Source organism: Tamlana sp. I1, from assembly GCF_015355625.1.
GTDB lineage: Bacteria > Bacteroidota > Bacteroidia > Flavobacteriales > Flavobacteriaceae > Pseudotamlana.
This window is the reverse complement of the sequence record NZ_JACLAF010000006.1, coordinates 117843-134279: the sequence shown is the minus strand read 5'-3', so window position 1 is coordinate 134279 and position 16437 is coordinate 117843. Positions and strand designations below refer to the sequence as shown.

The 16437-nt window shown below is 33.5% G+C and carries 20 protein-coding genes; 13 read left to right on the top strand and 7 right to left on the bottom strand.

Annotated elements, in window-relative coordinates; translation table 11 throughout:
* The first annotated feature begins 86 nt into the window (after positions 1-86).
* The 11 genes from H6X70_RS06880 (at position 87) to tsaB (ending at position 9290) form a co-directional block, all read left to right on the top strand.
* Positions 87-467, top strand: coding sequence for a cytochrome C oxidase subunit IV family protein (locus H6X70_RS06880; protein ID WP_194766935.1), 381 nt, complete (start codon positions 87-89; stop codon positions 465-467).
* A 98-nt stretch (positions 468-565) separates the two neighbouring features.
* On the top strand, positions 566-1288 hold the full coding sequence (locus tag H6X70_RS06875; RefSeq protein WP_194766934.1) for a hypothetical protein: 723 nt from the start codon (positions 566-568) through the stop codon (positions 1286-1288).
* Positions 1275-2018, top strand: a complete 744-nt coding sequence (locus H6X70_RS06870) for an SCO family protein (RefSeq protein WP_194766933.1) — start codon at positions 1275-1277, stop codon at positions 2016-2018. The genes H6X70_RS06875 and H6X70_RS06870 overlap by 14 nt, the downstream gene beginning before the upstream one ends.
* 45 nt (positions 2019-2063) lie before the next feature.
* Entirely contained in the window at positions 2064-2600 is a 537-nt protein-coding gene (locus H6X70_RS06865) for a DUF420 domain-containing protein (RefSeq protein ID WP_194766932.1), read from the top strand.
* Between the two features lie 10 nt (positions 2601-2610).
* Entirely contained in the window at positions 2611-2829 is a 219-nt protein-coding gene (locus H6X70_RS06860) for a hypothetical protein (RefSeq protein ID WP_194766931.1), read from the top strand.
* Positions 2830-2915: 86 nt separating this feature from the next.
* Positions 2916-3617 carry an ABC transporter ATP-binding protein gene (locus tag H6X70_RS06855; RefSeq protein ID WP_194766930.1) on the top strand — a complete coding sequence of 234 codons (702 nt, stop codon included), beginning with the start codon at positions 2916-2918 and terminating at the stop codon, positions 3615-3617.
* The gene (locus H6X70_RS06850) at positions 3610-4839 is read left to right on the top strand and encodes an ABC transporter permease (RefSeq protein WP_194766929.1); all 1230 of its coding nucleotides are present in this window, start codon (positions 3610-3612) and stop codon (positions 4837-4839) included. The genes H6X70_RS06855 and H6X70_RS06850 overlap by 8 nt, the downstream gene beginning before the upstream one ends.
* Before the next feature lie 2 nt (positions 4840-4841).
* Positions 4842-6086, top strand: coding sequence for an ABC transporter permease (locus H6X70_RS06845; protein ID WP_194766928.1), 1245 nt, complete (start codon positions 4842-4844; stop codon positions 6084-6086).
* Between the two features lie 12 nt (positions 6087-6098).
* Positions 6099-7229 carry an efflux RND transporter periplasmic adaptor subunit gene (locus H6X70_RS06840; protein ID WP_194766927.1) on the top strand — a complete coding sequence of 377 codons (1131 nt, stop codon included), beginning with the start codon at positions 6099-6101 and terminating at the stop codon, positions 7227-7229.
* A 5-nt stretch (positions 7230-7234) separates the two neighbouring features.
* Positions 7235-8611: a TolC family protein gene (locus H6X70_RS06835; RefSeq protein ID WP_194766926.1), complete on the top strand. Its 1377-nt coding sequence runs from the start codon at positions 7235-7237 to the stop codon at positions 8609-8611.
* A gap of 1 nt (position 8612) precedes the next feature.
* Entirely contained in the window at positions 8613-9290 is a 678-nt protein-coding gene (tsaB, locus tag H6X70_RS06830) for a tRNA (adenosine(37)-N6)-threonylcarbamoyltransferase complex dimerization subunit type 1 TsaB (RefSeq protein ID WP_317171457.1), read from the top strand.
* Here tsaB and H6X70_RS06825 read toward each other — a convergent pair.
* The 3 genes from H6X70_RS06825 to H6X70_RS06815 all read right to left on the bottom strand — a co-directional run bounded on the left by H6X70_RS06825 (position 9287) and on the right by H6X70_RS06815 (position 11452).
* A complete protein-coding gene (locus tag H6X70_RS06825) occupies positions 9287-10102 on the bottom strand; it encodes a mechanosensitive ion channel family protein (RefSeq protein WP_194766925.1) in 816 nt (271 codons plus the stop codon). The genes tsaB and H6X70_RS06825 overlap by 4 nt on opposite strands.
* Positions 10103-10299: 197 nt before the next feature.
* Positions 10300-10500, bottom strand: a complete 201-nt coding sequence (locus tag H6X70_RS06820; RefSeq protein ID WP_194766924.1) for a dodecin family protein — start codon at positions 10498-10500, stop codon at positions 10300-10302.
* A 49-nt stretch (positions 10501-10549) separates the two neighbouring features.
* A complete protein-coding gene (locus H6X70_RS06815; RefSeq protein WP_194766923.1) occupies positions 10550-11452 on the bottom strand; it encodes a NifU family protein in 903 nt (300 codons plus the stop codon).
* Positions 11453-11630: 178 nt separating this feature from the next.
* On the opposite strand from H6X70_RS06815, the gene H6X70_RS06810 reads away from it, so the two are divergent.
* Entirely contained in the window at positions 11631-12641 is a 1011-nt protein-coding gene (locus H6X70_RS06810; RefSeq protein ID WP_194766922.1) for a type IX secretion system membrane protein PorP/SprF, read from the top strand.
* A gap of 55 nt (positions 12642-12696) precedes the next feature.
* Positions 12697-13212 carry a gamma carbonic anhydrase family protein gene (locus H6X70_RS06805; protein WP_194766921.1) on the top strand — a complete coding sequence of 172 codons (516 nt, stop codon included), beginning with the start codon at positions 12697-12699 and terminating at the stop codon, positions 13210-13212.
* A 197-nt stretch (positions 13213-13409) separates the two neighbouring features.
* On the opposite strand, the gene murI is transcribed toward H6X70_RS06805, so the two are convergent.
* From murI to H6X70_RS06785, 4 genes are all read right to left on the bottom strand, one after another.
* Positions 13410-14189: a glutamate racemase gene (gene murI, locus H6X70_RS06800; RefSeq protein ID WP_194767024.1), complete on the bottom strand. Its 780-nt coding sequence runs from the start codon at positions 14187-14189 to the stop codon at positions 13410-13412.
* A gap of 80 nt (positions 14190-14269) precedes the next feature.
* Positions 14270-14611, bottom strand: a complete 342-nt coding sequence (locus tag H6X70_RS06795) for a hypothetical protein (protein ID WP_194766920.1) — start codon at positions 14609-14611, stop codon at positions 14270-14272.
* Positions 14612-14777: 166 nt separating this feature from the next.
* Positions 14778-15278, bottom strand: a complete 501-nt coding sequence (locus tag H6X70_RS06790; RefSeq protein ID WP_194766919.1) for an OmpH family outer membrane protein — start codon at positions 15276-15278, stop codon at positions 14778-14780.
* 31 nt (positions 15279-15309) lie between these two features.
* On the bottom strand, positions 15310-16392 hold the full coding sequence (locus tag H6X70_RS06785) for an OmpH family outer membrane protein (RefSeq protein WP_228530291.1): 1083 nt from the start codon (positions 16390-16392) through the stop codon (positions 15310-15312).
* Positions 16393-16437 lie beyond the last annotated feature (45 nt).

The following is a 16437-nucleotide window of genomic DNA, read 5'->3' as shown; positions in this document are numbered from 1 at the left end:
GTTAGTTTTCATTTCCTTGAAAGAGGAAATCTTTAAAAAATTAGTATTGTCATTCCCTAGGAAAAAGGGAATCTAAAACACATAAAATGGCACACGAACATAAATTAGAAATATTTAGAGGGCTTTTAAAATTCAAATCGAATACTCAAAAAATTTGGGGTGTTTTAATTTTCTTAACCATCGTTACAATTATAGAAGTTGTATTAGGTATTATTAAGCCAGAATTTTTAATGGGATATGTTTTAGGGATGAAAGCTCTAAACTGGATCTTCATTATTTTAACCATTGTAAAAGCATACTATATTACATGGGATTTCATGCACATGCGCGACGAAACTAAAGGTTTAAGACGTGCTGTAGTTTGGACGGGTATTTTCTTAATCCTTTATTTAGTATTTATTTTATTACAAGAAGGTGGATACGTTTTTAGAGTGTACGACCAAGGGTATATAAAAACAGACTTTTAACAACATAATAAGTTAAATAGAGATATAAAGGTGGTTTTTTAACCACCTTTTTTTATTTTTGCAGCGCTAGTTTTAGCAACAAAAAACACTATTATTCAATGGATTATAAGAAGGTTGGTAGGTATGTAGTTTTAGGGATTTTATTCTTTCTTCCGGTTACATTTTTATTGTTTTTATATCCAGCAACACACAATTATCAGCCCTTAGATATTGTAAATGAATCTGTTTTAGATTTACAAAACTTCACTTCAGATTCCAATGAAGACATTTTATTAACCGACCACATTACGGTACTTGGTTTTTTAGGCACAAATCCGATGTCTAAAAATATTGCAGCCTCAAACTTAAAAGAGTTGGTTTACGATAAGTTTAAGGGGTTTAAACGCTTTCAAATTGTTATTCTAATGCCTTACGGAACAGAAGAAGCCGTTAAAGCACTTAAAACAGAAATTAGTTCGTATGAAGATTTAAGGTTTTGGCATTTTGTGTTTGGAACGACTAGCGACATTAAACGCGTTTTTTTTAGTTTGAAAAATACTGAAAACCTAGAAGCTGATTTGTCTTCAGAATATATTTTCTTAATCGATAAAGATTTAAATCAACGTGGAAGATTAGATGATAGAACCGACAGAGAACTAGAAAAGAATATGCCAGTTCACGGCTTGAATTCATACAACTGTATTGAAGTAGCCGAAATTAAAAATAAAATGAGCGACGATTTGCGTATTGTGTTTACCGAGTATAGACAAAAACGAAAAGGGGAATTTAATTCGGATACCAGACGCGCTAACGATTTAAATAATCAAGATGAAGAAAAATAATTATTCATACATAGGTATTGCTTTTATTATTCTTGTTTTTGGAATTATTTTTATTCCAAAAATTGTAGATAGAATTACAAATAAAGACATTATTAGAAATGAAAGCCGAAGCGATTTTACTAAAGAAAAAAAGGCCAAGGTTTCCGATTTAGCTTTTATTGAAATTAATGGCGAGGCTAAAAAAGTGCCCGATTTTTCATTTACCGATCAAAATGGAAAAACCATTACCAACAAAGATTATGGAGGCAAAGTATATGTGGTAGAGTTCTTTTTTACAACTTGCCCTACTATTTGTCCGCGTATGAATGCCAACCTTATTCAAATCCAAAATACTTTTGAAGGTTTTAACGATTTTGGCGTGGCGTCTTTCACTATAAATCCAGATTACGATACCCAAGAAGTGCTTAAAGCTTACGCTGATAAGTATGGTGTTTCAAACCCTAATTGGCATTTAATGACGGGCGATAAAGATGCGATTTATAACCTGTCTAACACAGGATTTAATTTATACAGTGCTGAAGATCCTGATGCTATTGGTGGTTTTGAACATTCAGGGAATTTTGCCTTAATTGATAAAAACGGTTTTATCCGTTCTAGAAAAGACGAATTTGGGAATCCAATTATCTATTATAGAGGCATAGTTTCAGAAGAAGAGAAAGTAGATGAAGATGGCGTTACCGAAGAAATAAGTGCCTTAAAAACAGATATAAAAAAGTTGCTAAACGAATAAGTTTTTCAGCAATCTAATTTTTAGAAATAGTAAAGTGTTATAATTATGAGTGAACAAAACACGGTTTTAAACGAAAAAAAGTACAATAAATTAATTATAGTTTTATCTGTTTTGGTTCCTATTGTGGTGGCCATATTATTTGGCGTTAAAATTCCTAATGTTGAACCTTTATCGTTTTTGCCTCCTATTTATGCTTCTATTAATGCCACTACGGCATTGGTTTTGGTTTTAGCGTTTTTAGCCATTCGTAAGCGAAATATAAAATTACATAAACGATTAATGACTACCGCTATCATCCTTTCTGCTTTGTTTTTAGTCATGTATGTAGCGTATCATATGACTAGCGATTCTACAAAATATGGCGGCGATGGCATGGTTAAATATTTTTACTATTTCATTTTATTAACCCATATCGTTTTGTCCATTGTTGTGATTCCTTTTGTACTTATAACCTATGTTCGAGGAATAACAAATAATATTGTAAAGCATAAAAAAATTGCCAAAATTACATTTCCATTGTGGTTGTATGTGGCCGTAACGGGTGTCTTAGTTTATATCATGATTTCCCCTTATTATGTGTAAATTTATAAATATGAAAACACGCATCATTTTACTGATTTTTTCATTTTGCAGTTTTATGCAAACCCATGCCCAATGTGCTATGTGTCGCGCGGTTTTAGAAAATGAAGACGGTCAAACTACGGCCCAAGGTATAAACGATGGTATTGTTTATCTTATGGCTGTGCCTTATATATTAGTTGCAGGGTTAGGCTATTTTATTTATCGCAAATACAATATGTTAAAAAAATAATAAATAGTTTTTTTTCAGCATATTGTAACATTTCTTTGTTCAGTTAGTCTTACTAGAAAGTGCATCGCGAAAAAAAACTATTAAGTATGTTGAAAATAAGTCAGCTTCATAAGTCCTATAAAATAGGCGATTCCAGTTTACATGTATTAAAAGGTATCGACCTTGCGGTAGAAGAAGGTGAAATGGTTGCCATTATGGGGTCGTCGGGCTCTGGAAAATCAACACTGCTTAATATTATTGGGATGCTAGATGAAGCCGATTCCGGCGAATATATTTTAGATGGTTTACCCATTAAGAATCTTACCGAAAAAAAAGCAGCTGTTTATAGAAATAAGTTTTTAGGATTTATTTTTCAATCCTTCAACTTAATCAATTATAAAAATGCTTTGGAAAATGTGGCACTTCCACTGTATTATCAAGGCATGAAGCGTAAAGAACGTCAAGAGTTAGCCTTGTTTCACTTAGAAAAAGTAGGTCTTTCAGATTGGGCACACCATTTACCAAAAGAACTTTCAGGAGGTCAAAAACAGCGTGTAGCTATAGCACGAGCTTTAGCAGCAAACCCCAAATTACTACTTGCCGATGAACCTACAGGCGCCTTAGATACCAAAACGTCTCACGAAATTATGGCGTTTATTCAGCATTTAAATGATGAAGGTAAAACCATTTTAATGGTTACTCACGAGGAAGATATCGCCAATATGTGTAAACGTATTGTACGTCTTCGCGATGGTGTTATTATGGAAGATAAAAAAGTAATTCAGGAGAGAGCAGAGCAATATGTTTGATTTAGACCTTTGGCGCGAAATTTTTCAGAGTATCAATAAAAACCGAACAAGAAGCCTCTTGTCTGGTTTTACTGTAGCATTTGCAATTCTTTTGTTTACCATCCTCTTTGGTATAGCAAACGGTTTAAAAAACACCTTTAAACAAGCTTTTGTAGACGATGCCGATAATGCTATTTTTATTAGAACAGGCCGAACTACTAAGGCGAGTAAAGGACTTCAAGCAGGAAGGCGTATTCAGTTTAAGAATGAAGATTTCAATTATGTTAAAGACGAATTTGAAAATGACATAGAATACATTACGGCACGATTATATAGAAATGTTAATGCAAGTTATCAGGGTGAGCAAAATACTTACGATTTAAGAGCGGTACATCCCGATCATCAATATTTAGAAAAAACAATCATTCAGGAAGGGCGGTACATTAATTTTAACGATTTACAAAATCATTCTAAAGTGGTTGTAATTGGTCGTTTGGTTGAAGCCGATTTGTTTTCAAAAACAACAGCCATTGGTAAATATATAAATCTTAGTGGTATCCCTTATAAAGTAATAGGTGTTTTTGCCGATGATGGAGGCGATGATGAAGAACGTAGACTCTACATACCTATTACAACTGCACAATACCTTTATGGTAATAACGATTATATCGATGAAATAAATTTAACCTATAACCAAGACTTAAATTTCGACCAAGCTATTGCATTAGGAAATTCCATAACAACCAAATTAAAAAATCGTTTTGGGGTTTCGGTTAGCGACCAAAGGGCTATTCGTGTTTGGAATACTGCTGAAGGTACTAAACAAATAGATGTGATGACCTCTAGTTTAACGGTTATTATATTGGTGATTGGTCTAGGAACATTAATTGCAGGTATAGTTGGTATTAGTAATATCATGATTTTTATTGTGAAAGAACGTACCAAAGAAATTGGTATTCGAAAAGCTTTAGGTGCCTCACCAAGATCGATTGTCTCTATTATTTTAATAGAATCTATGATTATTACAGCCATAGCAGGTTATGTAGGTTTATTAATTGGCGTTGTTGTTATAGAAATAGCAGGGCCAAGTTTAGAGGATTATTTTATTACAAACCCAGGCGTAGATAATAGTTTGGTGTTTGGCGCGACACTTACTCTAATTATTGCTGGAGCCATAGCTGGGTATTTACCTGCAAAAAAAGCATCTCAAATTAAACCTATTATAGCCCTAAGAAACGACTAATTATGCTAAGATTTTTATTAGATAGAGATACGTGGCAGGAGGTTTTCGATTCCTTTAATAAGAATAAATTACGTTCTATTCTTACTATGGTAGGTGTTTGGTGGGGTATTTTATTGCTTATTGCTTTATTAGGTTCGGCACGGGGTTTAGAGAATTCTTTTAATAGAATGTTTGGCAGTTTTGCCACCAATAGTGTTTTTATTTGGGGACAAAGCACCAGCAAACCTTTTAAAGGATTTCAAGAAGGTCGCGGTGTAAATCTTACTTTAACTGATGCTAAAAAGATTGAAGAAAATGTAGAAGGCATCGAGTTTGTACTACCTCGAAGTCAGCAATCAGTTACCATTAATCATGGGTTTTTATCGGGAAGCTTTCAAATGGCTGGCGATTATCCGCTATTAGATCAATTGCAAAAGAAAAAGTTGATTCACGGACGCTTTATTAATCAAAACGATATTGACGACCGCAAAAAAATAGCTGTAATTTCTGAAGACACCTATAAGCAACTTTATGAAAAAGACGAAGAAGCCATAGGAACCTATATCGAAATTAATGCTATTAATTTTAAAGTAGTAGGCGTTTTTGAAAATGGCAATGTGAACATGGGGCCATCTTCAGCGCTTCATATTCCATTTACCACATTTCAACAGATTTACAATAAAGGAGATCGTATTGGTTGGATGATGATTACAGGGAAACCAGAATTTAATATCAAACAAATTGAAGAGGACACTAAACTCTTGCTAAAAAACCTAAACGATATTCATCCCGAAGACCAACGGGCTTTTGGAAGTTTTAATTTAGGAAAAGAGTTTGCCAAACTCACAGGTTTTTTAATAGGCATGCAATTTTTAACCTGGTTTGTAGGTATTGCAACCCTAATTGCAGGCGTATTTGCCATTGGCAATATATTGCTAATTACTGTAAAAGAACGAACAAAAGAAATAGGCGTAAGACGTGCTTTAGGCGCCACACCATACGAAATTAAGCGTCAAATTGTGGTCGAAGCAGTTTTTTTAACCCTAGTAGCTGGCGTATTTGGTATTATAACAGGCGGCTGGATTTTAATAGGTTTAGATTCGGCATTTGGTCAGGGCGACGATGCTGCATTAGTAAACGCATCCGTATCTATAGCGGTTGTTTTTATATCCTTAATCATCCTCGTGATATTAGGCACATTAATAGGTCTTATTCCTGCATTTAAGGCCACAAGCATAAAACCAATAGAAGCATTAAGAGAAGAATAAATAAGCAACAACATGAATAAAACTGTAAAAATTATTTTAGTATTAGTAGTCATTGTACTATTAGCATTCGTATTAAAGTATTTTAAAGATGCGAACTCTAAAGCGATTGAAGACTTTAAAGTTGAAGAACCTTTTTATACGGCAATAAATTTAAAGGCTGTTGCCACAGGAAAGTTAAATCCAGAAGAAGAAATTGAACTGAAACCTCAAATAACAGGAATTGTAGATAAAATTTCGGTTGAAGAAGGCGATGTTGTAAAGAAAGGCGATTTAATTGCAACGATTCGCGTGGTACCAAACGAGCAAAATTTGGTAAGCGCAAAAAGTAGAATAAATACATCAAAATTATCATACGACAACTCTAAAATACTATACGATAGGAATAAAACTTTGTTTGATAAAGGCGTGATTTCACAACAAGATTTTGAAAACAGTGAGTTGTCTTTCCGTCAGGCTAAAGAGGCATTGGCGCAAGCACAAAACGATTATCAAATAATAAAACAAGGTTCGGTTTCTGGCGGAAGTTCAGCAAACACGAATATTATTGCACAAATTCAAGGAACGGTTTTAGAAATTCCTGTTAGAGAAGGTGATCAAGTTATTCAAAGTAATAACTTTAATGAAGGAACTACAATTGCTACCATTGCCGATATGAGCAAAATGATTTTTGAAGGTAAAGTTGATGAAGCCGAAGTTGGAAAAATTGTTGAAGGCAAAGAAATAAGGGTGGTTTTAGGCGCTATAAAAGACAAAGAATTCCCAGCCAAATTAACCTTTGTCGCACCTAAAGGCATTGAAGAAAATGGCGCGGTACAATTCACCATAAAAGCCGATGTAACTATCGATTCTACTACAAATGTTAGAGCAGGATATAGCGCTAACGCACAAATAGATCTTGATAACAAAGAAGATGTGCTAGTTATTCGCGAAGCATTACTTCAGTATAACCGCATTACCGAAAAGCCTTTTGTTGAAGTTTTAACTGGCGAAAACAAATATGAAAAGAAAGATGTAGAGTTAGGACTTTCAGATGGCATTAACGTTGAGATTTTAGACGGTGTTAAAGAAGGTGATAAAATTAAAGTGTGGAATAAAGCCTCTCTAGACAATGAAGACGAAGCTAAAAAAGGTGGAAGAAAGTAATAATTATGAAAGGATTTAAAAATAAAATTATAATAGGTTTTCTTTTTGTTGCTACGATTTCTTTTGCACAAGAAAAAAAATGGACACTACAGGAATGTGTAGATTATGCCCTTGAAAATAATATTTCTGTCAAGCAAGCAGAATTGGACACTAAAGTTGCCGATCAAGATTTAGTGAGTGCAAAGGGTAATTTTCTGCCAAACTTAAGCGGGTCTGCATCGCAAAATTATAATTTCGGGTCTTTTATTGGTCAAGATGGAAATCGTGTATCAAGAGATTCTCGTGGGAATAGCTTTGGTTTAAGTTCAGGGACTACTATATTTAACGGTTTTCAAAATACAAATATTTATAAACAGGCAAAACTTGGTATTCAATCCAGCCAGTTACAGTTGTCTATTTTGAAAGATAACATTTCGCTTAATGTTGTAAATCAGTATTTAAATATTATGCTTAATCGCGAGAATTTAAAAGTGGCTCATGAGCAAGTGGATATTACCACGAAACAAGTTAATCAAATACAAGAACTTGTAAATTCTGGTGTTCGTCCTAAAGCCGATTTATATGAAGTAACTGCACAATTGGCAAGCGACCAAGAGCGATTAATTAATGCTGAAAACAGTTTAGATTTAGCCAATTTGGCATTAGCTCAGTTGTTACAAATCTCAAGTGAAGGTTTTGAGGTAAGTACCATGGAAATAGATTTGCCTTATGTTGTTTTAGAGCATAAGAGTGCTGCTGATATTTATGATTTTGCACTGTCTAGCAGACCAGAAATTAAGATTGCAGAACTAAATATAGAAGATGCAGAACTTGGTGCTAATATTGCTAAAAGTAGATTTTATCCAACTTTAAGTTTTGGCGCTGGATTAGGAACGTCTTATCAGCATTTTCAAGGTCAAGAAGATTTAAGACCCATTATAGATCCTTCAGACCCAAATAATATTGTATTTGTAGATAATGGTTTCGGACAACAATTAGAAGATAATTTAGGTTATAACTTCGGGTTAAGTTTGAATATTCCTATTTTCAATAGATTTCAAACCAAAGTCAATGTTAATAAAGCTGAAATCAACATTAAAAAATTAGAATACTCATTAGAACAAGAGAAGCAAGATTTAAGAACAAATATAGAACAAGCTTATGCCGATGCTAAGGCTGCTTTTAATCAATATCAAGCCTCAAAAGCCTCGTTGGATGCTCAAACAGAGTCTTTTAAAAATGCCGAGGAAAGTTATAAATTAGGCGTTATGAACTCTTTTGATTTTGAACAGGTTCGAAACCGATTGGTAAATTCTAAATCTAGCATTATAAATGCCAAATACAATTTTGTTTTTAAGACAAAAGTTTTAGATTTTTACATGGGAAAACCTTTAACAGATTAACGTGAACACATACATACTTAATATAGAAACAGCAACCACAAATTGCTCGGTAGCCTTGTCTAAAAATGGAGAAACTATTGTTTTAAAAGAAGATAACGACAAAAGTTATTCGCATGCCGAACGTTTGCATGTATATATCGATGAGGTTTTAAAACAAGGCCAAATTGAGGCTAAAGATTTGGATGCTATTTCTGTAAGCAAAGGCCCAGGGTCTTATACAGGGTTGCGTATTGGTGTTTCGGCAGCAAAAGGTTTGTGTTATGCTTTGGGAAAGCCTTTAATTTCTGTAGCCACTTTAGCAGCCCTAGCACAACAAGTTAATGAAAATGATGGCATTATTGTAGCGATGTTAGACGCGCGACGTATGGAAGTGTATTCTGCTATTTATAATCCTGATGGCACAGAACTAAGAGCCACTCAAGCACAAATTTTAGACGAAACCTCTTTTAGTGAATATTTAGAACAAGGTAAAGTTTACTTTATAGGTAATGGTGTTGAAAAAACGAAAATACTTATAAACCATCCTAATGCTATTTTTATTGAAGGTAAATTGCCTTCAGCAAACGAGATGGGGGCCATAGCAGATTACAAGTATAAAAAAAGCGACACCGAAGATGTCGCTTATTTTGAACCTTATTATTTAAAAGATTTTGTAGCCTTAAAGCCAAAAAACGCTTAAACTTCTTTATGTATTTCAACTTGGTGTGGGTAAGGAATTTCAATTCCAGCCTTATCAAGTGCTTCTTTTACATCTTCGGTAATACCGAAATATACGTCCCAATAATCGGCAGCCGTACTCCAAGGTCTCACTGCGAAGTTAATCGAGCTATCGGCTAATTCTGATACATTTACAGAAGGCGCAGGATCTTTTAATACTTTAGGGTGAGATGTTAAAACGGCCATTAAAACTTCTTTAGTTTTCTTAATATCTGAAGCATAATCTACACCAAAAGTTAAATCTACACGACGCGTTCCAGCAACGGTATAGTTAACAATGTTCCCGTTTGATAGTGTACCGTTAGGAATAATAATTTCCTTGTTAGAAAGCCCCGTAAGTTTTGTTGTAAAAATTTCAATTTCTTTTACAACACCTATTTCACCTTGAGCTTCAATTAAATCACCAATTTTAAAAGGTTTAAAAATCATAATTAAAACACCACCAGCAAAATTAGAAAGCGAGCCTTGTAATGCTAAACCAACAGCTAAACCAGCAGCAGCTAAGATAGCAGCAAACGATGTTGTTTCTACGCCTAAGGTACCCAGAACAACAATAATTAAAACAATTTTTAATGCCCAGCTAGTAAGGTTAATGCTAAATTTTTGAAGACTTTCTTCATAATTACCTTTAGCCATAACTTTTTTGGTGCCTTTTAATAGTTTTGAAATCACCCAAGAACCAATAATCCATATAATAATTGCTCCAATAAGTTTAAGGCCATATTCTAAGCCTAAATCTAGCCACTTTTGTAATTCAATTTTTTCGAAATCCATAATGTATAAGTTAATTTGTCCTGTAAAATTAAAATTATTTTAAGATTTATCGAATTAATACGGTTTAAAAAAGAAACTTATTTCTATTTGTTAAAGCGCATCGATAAACTTCAAATAAACGGGGATAAAAGGCATAAAAAAGCGCTCAATAATTGAACGCTTTTTTTAATCTTAAGATTTTTTTCTTTTGAAGTGATCTAATCGACTTCAAAAGTAATTTTTACATTCACTCTATAATCTGTAATTTCACCATCTTTTACGTTGGCACTATGATCTTGAACGTAAACAGAACGAATGTTTTTTACCGTTTTAGAGGCGTGTTTTACTGCTTGTTTTGTTGCATCTTCCCAACTTTTACTCGAATTAGCTAAGACTTCAATAACTTTTAATACTGCCATAATTTTTATTAATTTAAGTGTGAACTTAAAGTTAGTAAAAATTATTCAATTATCCGTTAATTGCCTCAACCATAGCAACTTTTCCAGGCATCATTTCTTTTAACATGTTTTCTATGCCACTTTTTAATGTGTATGTAGACGAAGGGCAACCGCTACAAGCGCCCTGTAATAGTACACTTACGTTCTTTGTGTCGGCATCGTAAGCGATGAATTGTATGTTTCCACCATCACTAGCCACTGCAGGTTTTACGTATTCCTCAAGAATATTGATGATTTCTTTCGACGTGTCGTCTAAAGCATCATATTTAGAATCTAATTGCGTCTCCGATTTTTGTAACGTTTCAGCAGCCTCTGGTGCTACAATTTCTTTTCCGTTTTCAATATAGGTTCTTATAAATTCACGAAGTTCAACGGTAATGTCTTGCCATTCAGCAATGTCATATTTTGTTATCGAAACATAGTTTTCATCTAAAAAAACACTTTTCACAAATGGAAAATGAAATAATTCGGTTGCTAAAGGTGATAATTTGGCTTCATCTATAGACGTGAATTCAAATAAGGCGCGAACAATTTTTTTGTTAGCCACAAACTTCATAACCGAAGGATTTGGTGTGCTTTCGGCATAAACCGTTACAGGAACTTTTTTAGGTGCCGCTGTATCTTCAACAGCAATACCGCCATCGTTTAGATAGGCTTCAATTTGTTCGGCAACTTCATCTTGTACGTCATTCCATTCTACAATGGCGTAGCGTTCCACAGCGATAAAATTCCCCGAGATATAAACCTTTTTAACAAATGGTAAATAGAATAATTGTTGGGCTAAAGGCGATGCTTTGGCTTCATCAATATTATTAAATTCAAAACTTTGGTGCTGCGTAATAAAATGATTGGTTTCAAATTTTACGATAGCATTATTGGATGTTTCTTGCACAGAAACCTTGAAAGTATTCATTTCAACTAATTTTTGACAAAAATACTAAAAGAAAACTACAGATATCCATATATTTGAGTTATGTTGTTGATTTTAAAAGTGACATCTCTTATTTTTTTAGGAGGTGTTTTTAGTATGAGAACTAGATGATTACCTTTATTTTTATACAACAGCTACTAAAACTAAACCTACTCTAAACATGAATTTTAAATTCTTACTAACACTACTGGTTGCTCTGCTCTGCACTCAATTTATTAGGGCACAAGAAGGTATGCCTGTTTATTCCGATTATCTGGTCGATAATTATTATTTAATACACCCTTCCATGGCTGGTGCTGCTAATTGTGCTAAAATTAGACTAACAGCAAGACAGCAATGGTTTGGGCAAGATGATGCTCCAAAACTTTTAACCATGAGTGTAAATAGTAGGTTAGGGGAGTCTCAATCTGCAATTGGTGGTATTGTTTATGCCGATAAAAACGGTTATCACTCTCAAAAAGGAGCCTATGTTACCTATGCACATCATTTAATGTTTTCTAGAAGTGTAACAGATTTAAATATGCTGTCTTTTGGACTAAGTGCTGGATTTGTTCAATACCAATTAGATGAAAGTGATTTTTTAAATGATACTCCTGTTCGCGATCCTATTATTGGAGGAATCGTGCAAAGTGAAATAAATTTTAATATGGATTTTGGATTTTCGTACCATTACCTAGATTTTTATATGCACGGTACAGTTAAAAATCTCCTAGAAAATTCGGGCGTTAATAACGACCTTCAAATTACTAGTAACTTAAGACGTTATTTGTTTTCTGCCGGTTACGTGTTCAATAAGTTTGGCAGCTCATTGTCTTATGAGCCATCTGTTTTATTTCAGTACAAAGAAGCGACCAAAGAAAGCATTATCGATGTGAATGCAAAAGTTTATAAAGATATGGCCTTTGGTACCATTTGGGGCGGACTATCTTACAGACACAGTTTAGATGGTGCTGAATATTTAACAAATTCAGGTGCCATTGATAGTCAGAAATTAAACCAAATTACACCAATTGTTGGGGTTAATTATAAAAACTTCTTGTTTGCTTATAATTATACGTATCAAACAAATTCTGTTGTTTATACCAACTCAGGTTTTCATCAGTTAACACTAGGCTATAATTTTAACTGCACACGCGAACGTTATGAATGTTATTGTCCAGCAGTTAATTAATTAAGAGTCAAGCGCCAATAACCAACAACCAATAACTAATAACCAAACACCCATCATGCCTGTAATCAAACCTGTAAACGGAAAATCTCCACAAATTCCAGAAGATTGTTTTATAGCCGAAAACGCTACTATTGTTGGCGATGTTATCATGGGGAAACAATGTAGTGTTTGGTTTAGTGCCGTAATTCGTGGCGATGTAAATTACATTAAAATGGGCAATAAAGTTAATATTCAAGATGGTGCCGTAATTCACGCTACTTATTTAACTGCGCCCACAAACATTGGTAATAATGTGTCTATCGGGCATAATGCCTTGGTACACGGTTGTACAATAAACGATAATGTTTTAATTGGTATGGGTAGTATTGTTATGGATGGCTGTGTTGTTGAAAGCAATAGTATTATTGCTGCAGGAGCCGTAGTAACTAAAAACACACGGGTTGAAACTGGTAGTATTTATGCTGGTGTTCCTGCTAAAAAAGTGAAAGACATTAGTGAAGAATTAATCTCGGGAGAAATTAATCGTATTGCCGATAATTATATAAAATACTCCAGTTGGTTTAAAGAGTAGATTTTACTCTCGATAATTTAAATACGGTGTTAAATTTTGGCGTTACCACAAGGGTCGCGCTTTCCACTATATCTTTTTTAAGTTTTTTTTTAGCCATTATTTTTTACCTTTTTTTTAATTCTGCTTCATATAAGTGCTTTGTGCTTATTCTTAAAAAAGGATGCCGTTTCAATCGCTAACGCAATACACGGCTTCTATTAAAAATCTAGATACGACACTTTGTTGTTCTCTGCTAAAAGAGACGCCATAATTTCAGGATTTCCATTGGTGTAAAATTTCGTTTCAGCTAATTTCGTTTGTGAATTTAATAAATCATGCTTTTCTAAAATGGCTTTGGTTTGTCGTGCTACGGCTTCACCAGAATCAATAATTTTTACATGTTTTGGAAGAATTTTTAAAAGCTGAGGTAAAAGGTAAGGGTAGTGGGTGCAGCCTAAAACCAGATAATCTATATTGGCATCTACCATCGGGTTTAAATACAGCTTTAAAAGGGCATTCATTTCTTCCGAATAAAGTTTTCCTCCTTCAATAAGCTCTACAATGCCATTGCCGTTTTGTTCAATAATTTCAGCTTGACTTGCAAACAGGTTTGAAGTTTTATGGAACAATTCACTACTTAAAGTGCCTTTGGTTGCCAGAATACCAACGGTATGGGTTTTACTATGTAAAACGGCTGGTTTTATAGCTGGTTCTATGCCAATAAAAGGTATTTTATAGTTTGCTCTAAGATAATCTATAGCATTTGTAGTAGCGGTGTTACAGGCTACAACAATAAGTTTACAGTTTTGTTTTATTAAATAGTCGGTGTTTTTAATGCTTAACTCTATAATAGCCTCCTTTCCCTTCGGACCGTAAGGTGCATTTTTACTATCAGCCAAATAAATCATGTTTTCGTATGGTAAAATGGCGTGTATTTCTTTCCAAATGGAAGTGCCTCCAATACCAGAATCGAAAATACCAATAGGTTGCTTGTTCATCATTATCAAAAATAAAAAAAGCTGTCTTTAAATCGACAGCTTTTTTTGGGAATTATTATGTTTTACTAGGTTGATCTTATTTAATCATCAGTTCTTTTTACAGCTCTCTTTTTAGCATATAAATTATTGTCACTTATAAATAATTCGTATGATTTTGTGTCCTCAAATAGATAGATATATCCAGTTTCTGAATCTTCAAACAATATAGTTGTATTTTTTTCTAAAAGCGTTTGGATATATTCTGATTCTTCTGTTTTTATAACAACAGGCTTCTCATTATTTGTAACGTCAACTTTCATTTGGTATGCTTTGCCATCTATAATATAAGTTGAATTTTCGTAGTTTGTATCGGGTGATACATCAGAATCAGTACTACAAGATAATAAAACAGTTAACAGGAGAAGGGTAATAAAATTTTTCATAAACTTCATGTTTTGGATTTAAATAAGCTTTAAATGTAAGTTTATGCTTTTAGAAACGAAGTTTATACGTGTTAAAATAATGTTAAAATTTATTTGATTCATTAGTACTAAAATAAAAAAAGCCACCTCTTAGAGGTAGCTTTTTTTATATCGTTGGGCGTTTGTATTAGATACCTAACTTTTTCTTTACGTCTGCTAAGATGTCTGTTCCATCGGCAACAATTAAAGATGCTCTGTCTAAAACATATTGAAAACCTTTTGCTTTTGCAACCTCTTGAATTGCTTTCATCGCTTTTTCTTGAATTGGTTTAAACAATTCTGCTTCTTTTTTAGCGATGTCTTGTTGTGCATCTGATCTAAATTGTTGAATACGTTGTTGTTTTTCTTGTAGCTCTAAACCTCTTTTTTGATTTTCTTCATCAGTTTTAGTAGCTGCTTCACTTTCGTATTGTTTTACAGTGTTTTGATATTCTGTAATAGATGCTTGAATATCTGTTTGGTAGGTTTTACCTAAAGTTTCAATTTCTTTTTGAGCTGCAATAGCTTCAGGCATTGCTGCGATTAACTCCTGAGTATTTATATGGGCAACTTTGCTTTGTGCTTGTGTAAAACTTACAGATACAATACATAATGCAGTTGCTAATAAGAGTGTTTTTAATTGTTTCATTTTAAATAGTATTAATTGTGTTATAAATTGATTATTTGTTTTGGTTTTCACTTTCTTTTGCCTTCTGGCGTTCTTCTAATATTCTTTGTTTTCTCTCTTCTAATTCTTTTTTTCTGGCTTCACGCTCAGCCAACTTCTTTTGTTTATTTTCTTCGATAAGTTGCTCTCTAGTTTTTGTTTCAGCAGCTTCACCTTCCTTTACGGTTTCTGTTTTATTCGATTCCTCTTGTGGTGTTACACCGTTTCTAGCATCAATTTTAGCTTGTTTTGCTTTTTCTCTTTCTGCTAATGTTTGTTCACGTCTTTCAGCAGCTTCTCTTTTCTTAGCTTCTCTAGCCGCTAAAGCTTCTTGTCTTCGTTTTTCAACGGCAGTTTCACGTGCCGCTTTCTTTTCTTCTAAAGCTTGTTCTCTAGCATCAAGCTCTTCATTAACTTCAGGAATTAATTCCTCTTGTTCGGCAGCGCGTCGTTCTGCTTTTGTTTGTGCTTGATTTCTTTTAGACGATCTTGTAATACTTCTTAATATTTGCTCGCTTAAATCATAACGTTTTGCCGAGAACAACATGGTTGCATCTGATGATTTGTCAAAAATAAAATCATATTTTTTTCCTTCAGCAATATCTTGTACTGCTGCAAAAATTTGATCTTGAATAGGCTGCATCAACTGTTTTTTTTGAATAAACAAATCGCCATTTGGTCCAAATCGTTTTTGTTGATAGTCTAAAATTTCACTTTCTTCAAAATCTATATCTTCTTCGCGTTCATGAATAAGCTCTTCAGTTAAAAGCACTTTTTCGGTGCTTAAATCTTTTCGCTTTTGGTTAATAGCCGCTAATTTTTCGTGAATTTCATTTTTCCATTTTTCAGCTTTCTGATTTAATTGTATGGAAGCTTCTTGATATTCTGGAACATTTTCTAAAATGTATTCGGTGTCTATATAACCTATTCTAACACCACGTTGTGCATGCGATGAAAAGCAAGAGATAAATACTAATATCAGTAAAAAAAGAACGTTGGTTTTAATGTATTTCAACATATTTCTATTCTTGGTAACATGTAACGTGCATTTATTGTTTTTTTCAAGGTTTAACTTTTTTAACAATACTCGTTTCATTGGTTTAATGTTTTATAATTTATGGTTTTATAAGTTCTAATTTCT

What these genes read in the sequence shown, in the direction of transcription:
- H6X70_RS06880 (WP_194766935.1), top strand. Translation starts at nt 87, where the DNA reads ATGGCACACGAACATAAATTAGAAATATTTAGAGGGCTTTTAAAATTC.
- H6X70_RS06875 (WP_194766934.1), top strand. Translation starts at nt 566, where the DNA reads ATGGATTATAAGAAGGTTGGTAGGTATGTAGTTTTAGGGATTTTATTC.
- H6X70_RS06870 (WP_194766933.1), top strand. Translation starts at nt 1,275, where the DNA reads ATGAAGAAAAATAATTATTCATACATAGGTATTGCTTTTATTATTCTT.
- H6X70_RS06865 (WP_194766932.1), top strand. Translation starts at nt 2,064, where the DNA reads ATGAGTGAACAAAACACGGTTTTAAACGAAAAAAAGTACAATAAATTA.
- H6X70_RS06860 (WP_194766931.1), top strand. Translation starts at nt 2,611, where the DNA reads ATGAAAACACGCATCATTTTACTGATTTTTTCATTTTGCAGTTTTATG.
- H6X70_RS06855 (WP_194766930.1), top strand. Translation starts at nt 2,916, where the DNA reads ATGTTGAAAATAAGTCAGCTTCATAAGTCCTATAAAATAGGCGATTCC.
- H6X70_RS06850 (WP_194766929.1), top strand. Translation starts at nt 3,610, where the DNA reads ATGTTTGATTTAGACCTTTGGCGCGAAATTTTTCAGAGTATCAATAAA.
- H6X70_RS06845 (WP_194766928.1), top strand. Translation starts at nt 4,842, where the DNA reads ATGCTAAGATTTTTATTAGATAGAGATACGTGGCAGGAGGTTTTCGAT.
- H6X70_RS06840 (WP_194766927.1), top strand. Translation starts at nt 6,099, where the DNA reads ATGAATAAAACTGTAAAAATTATTTTAGTATTAGTAGTCATTGTACTA.
- H6X70_RS06835 (WP_194766926.1), top strand. Translation starts at nt 7,235, where the DNA reads ATGAAAGGATTTAAAAATAAAATTATAATAGGTTTTCTTTTTGTTGCT.
- H6X70_RS06825 (WP_194766925.1), bottom strand. Translation starts at nt 10,102, where the DNA reads ATGGATTTCGAAAAAATTGAATTACAAAAGTGGCTAGATTTAGGCTTA.
- H6X70_RS06820 (WP_194766924.1), bottom strand. Translation starts at nt 10,500, where the DNA reads ATGGCAGTATTAAAAGTTATTGAAGTCTTAGCTAATTCGAGTAAAAGT.
- H6X70_RS06815 (WP_194766923.1), bottom strand. Translation starts at nt 11,452, where the DNA reads ATGAATACTTTCAAGGTTTCTGTGCAAGAAACATCCAATAATGCTATC.
- H6X70_RS06810 (WP_194766922.1), top strand. Translation starts at nt 11,631, where the DNA reads ATGAATTTTAAATTCTTACTAACACTACTGGTTGCTCTGCTCTGCACT.
- H6X70_RS06805 (WP_194766921.1), top strand. Translation starts at nt 12,697, where the DNA reads ATGCCTGTAATCAAACCTGTAAACGGAAAATCTCCACAAATTCCAGAA.
- murI (WP_194767024.1), bottom strand. Translation starts at nt 14,189, where the DNA reads ATGAACAAGCAACCTATTGGTATTTTCGATTCTGGTATTGGAGGCACT.
- H6X70_RS06795 (WP_194766920.1), bottom strand. Translation starts at nt 14,611, where the DNA reads ATGAAAAATTTTATTACCCTTCTCCTGTTAACTGTTTTATTATCTTGT.
- H6X70_RS06790 (WP_194766919.1), bottom strand. Translation starts at nt 15,278, where the DNA reads ATGAAACAATTAAAAACACTCTTATTAGCAACTGCATTATGTATTGTA.
- H6X70_RS06785 (WP_228530291.1), bottom strand. Translation starts at nt 16,392, where the DNA reads ATGAAACGAGTATTGTTAAAAAAGTTAAACCTTGAAAAAAACAATAAA.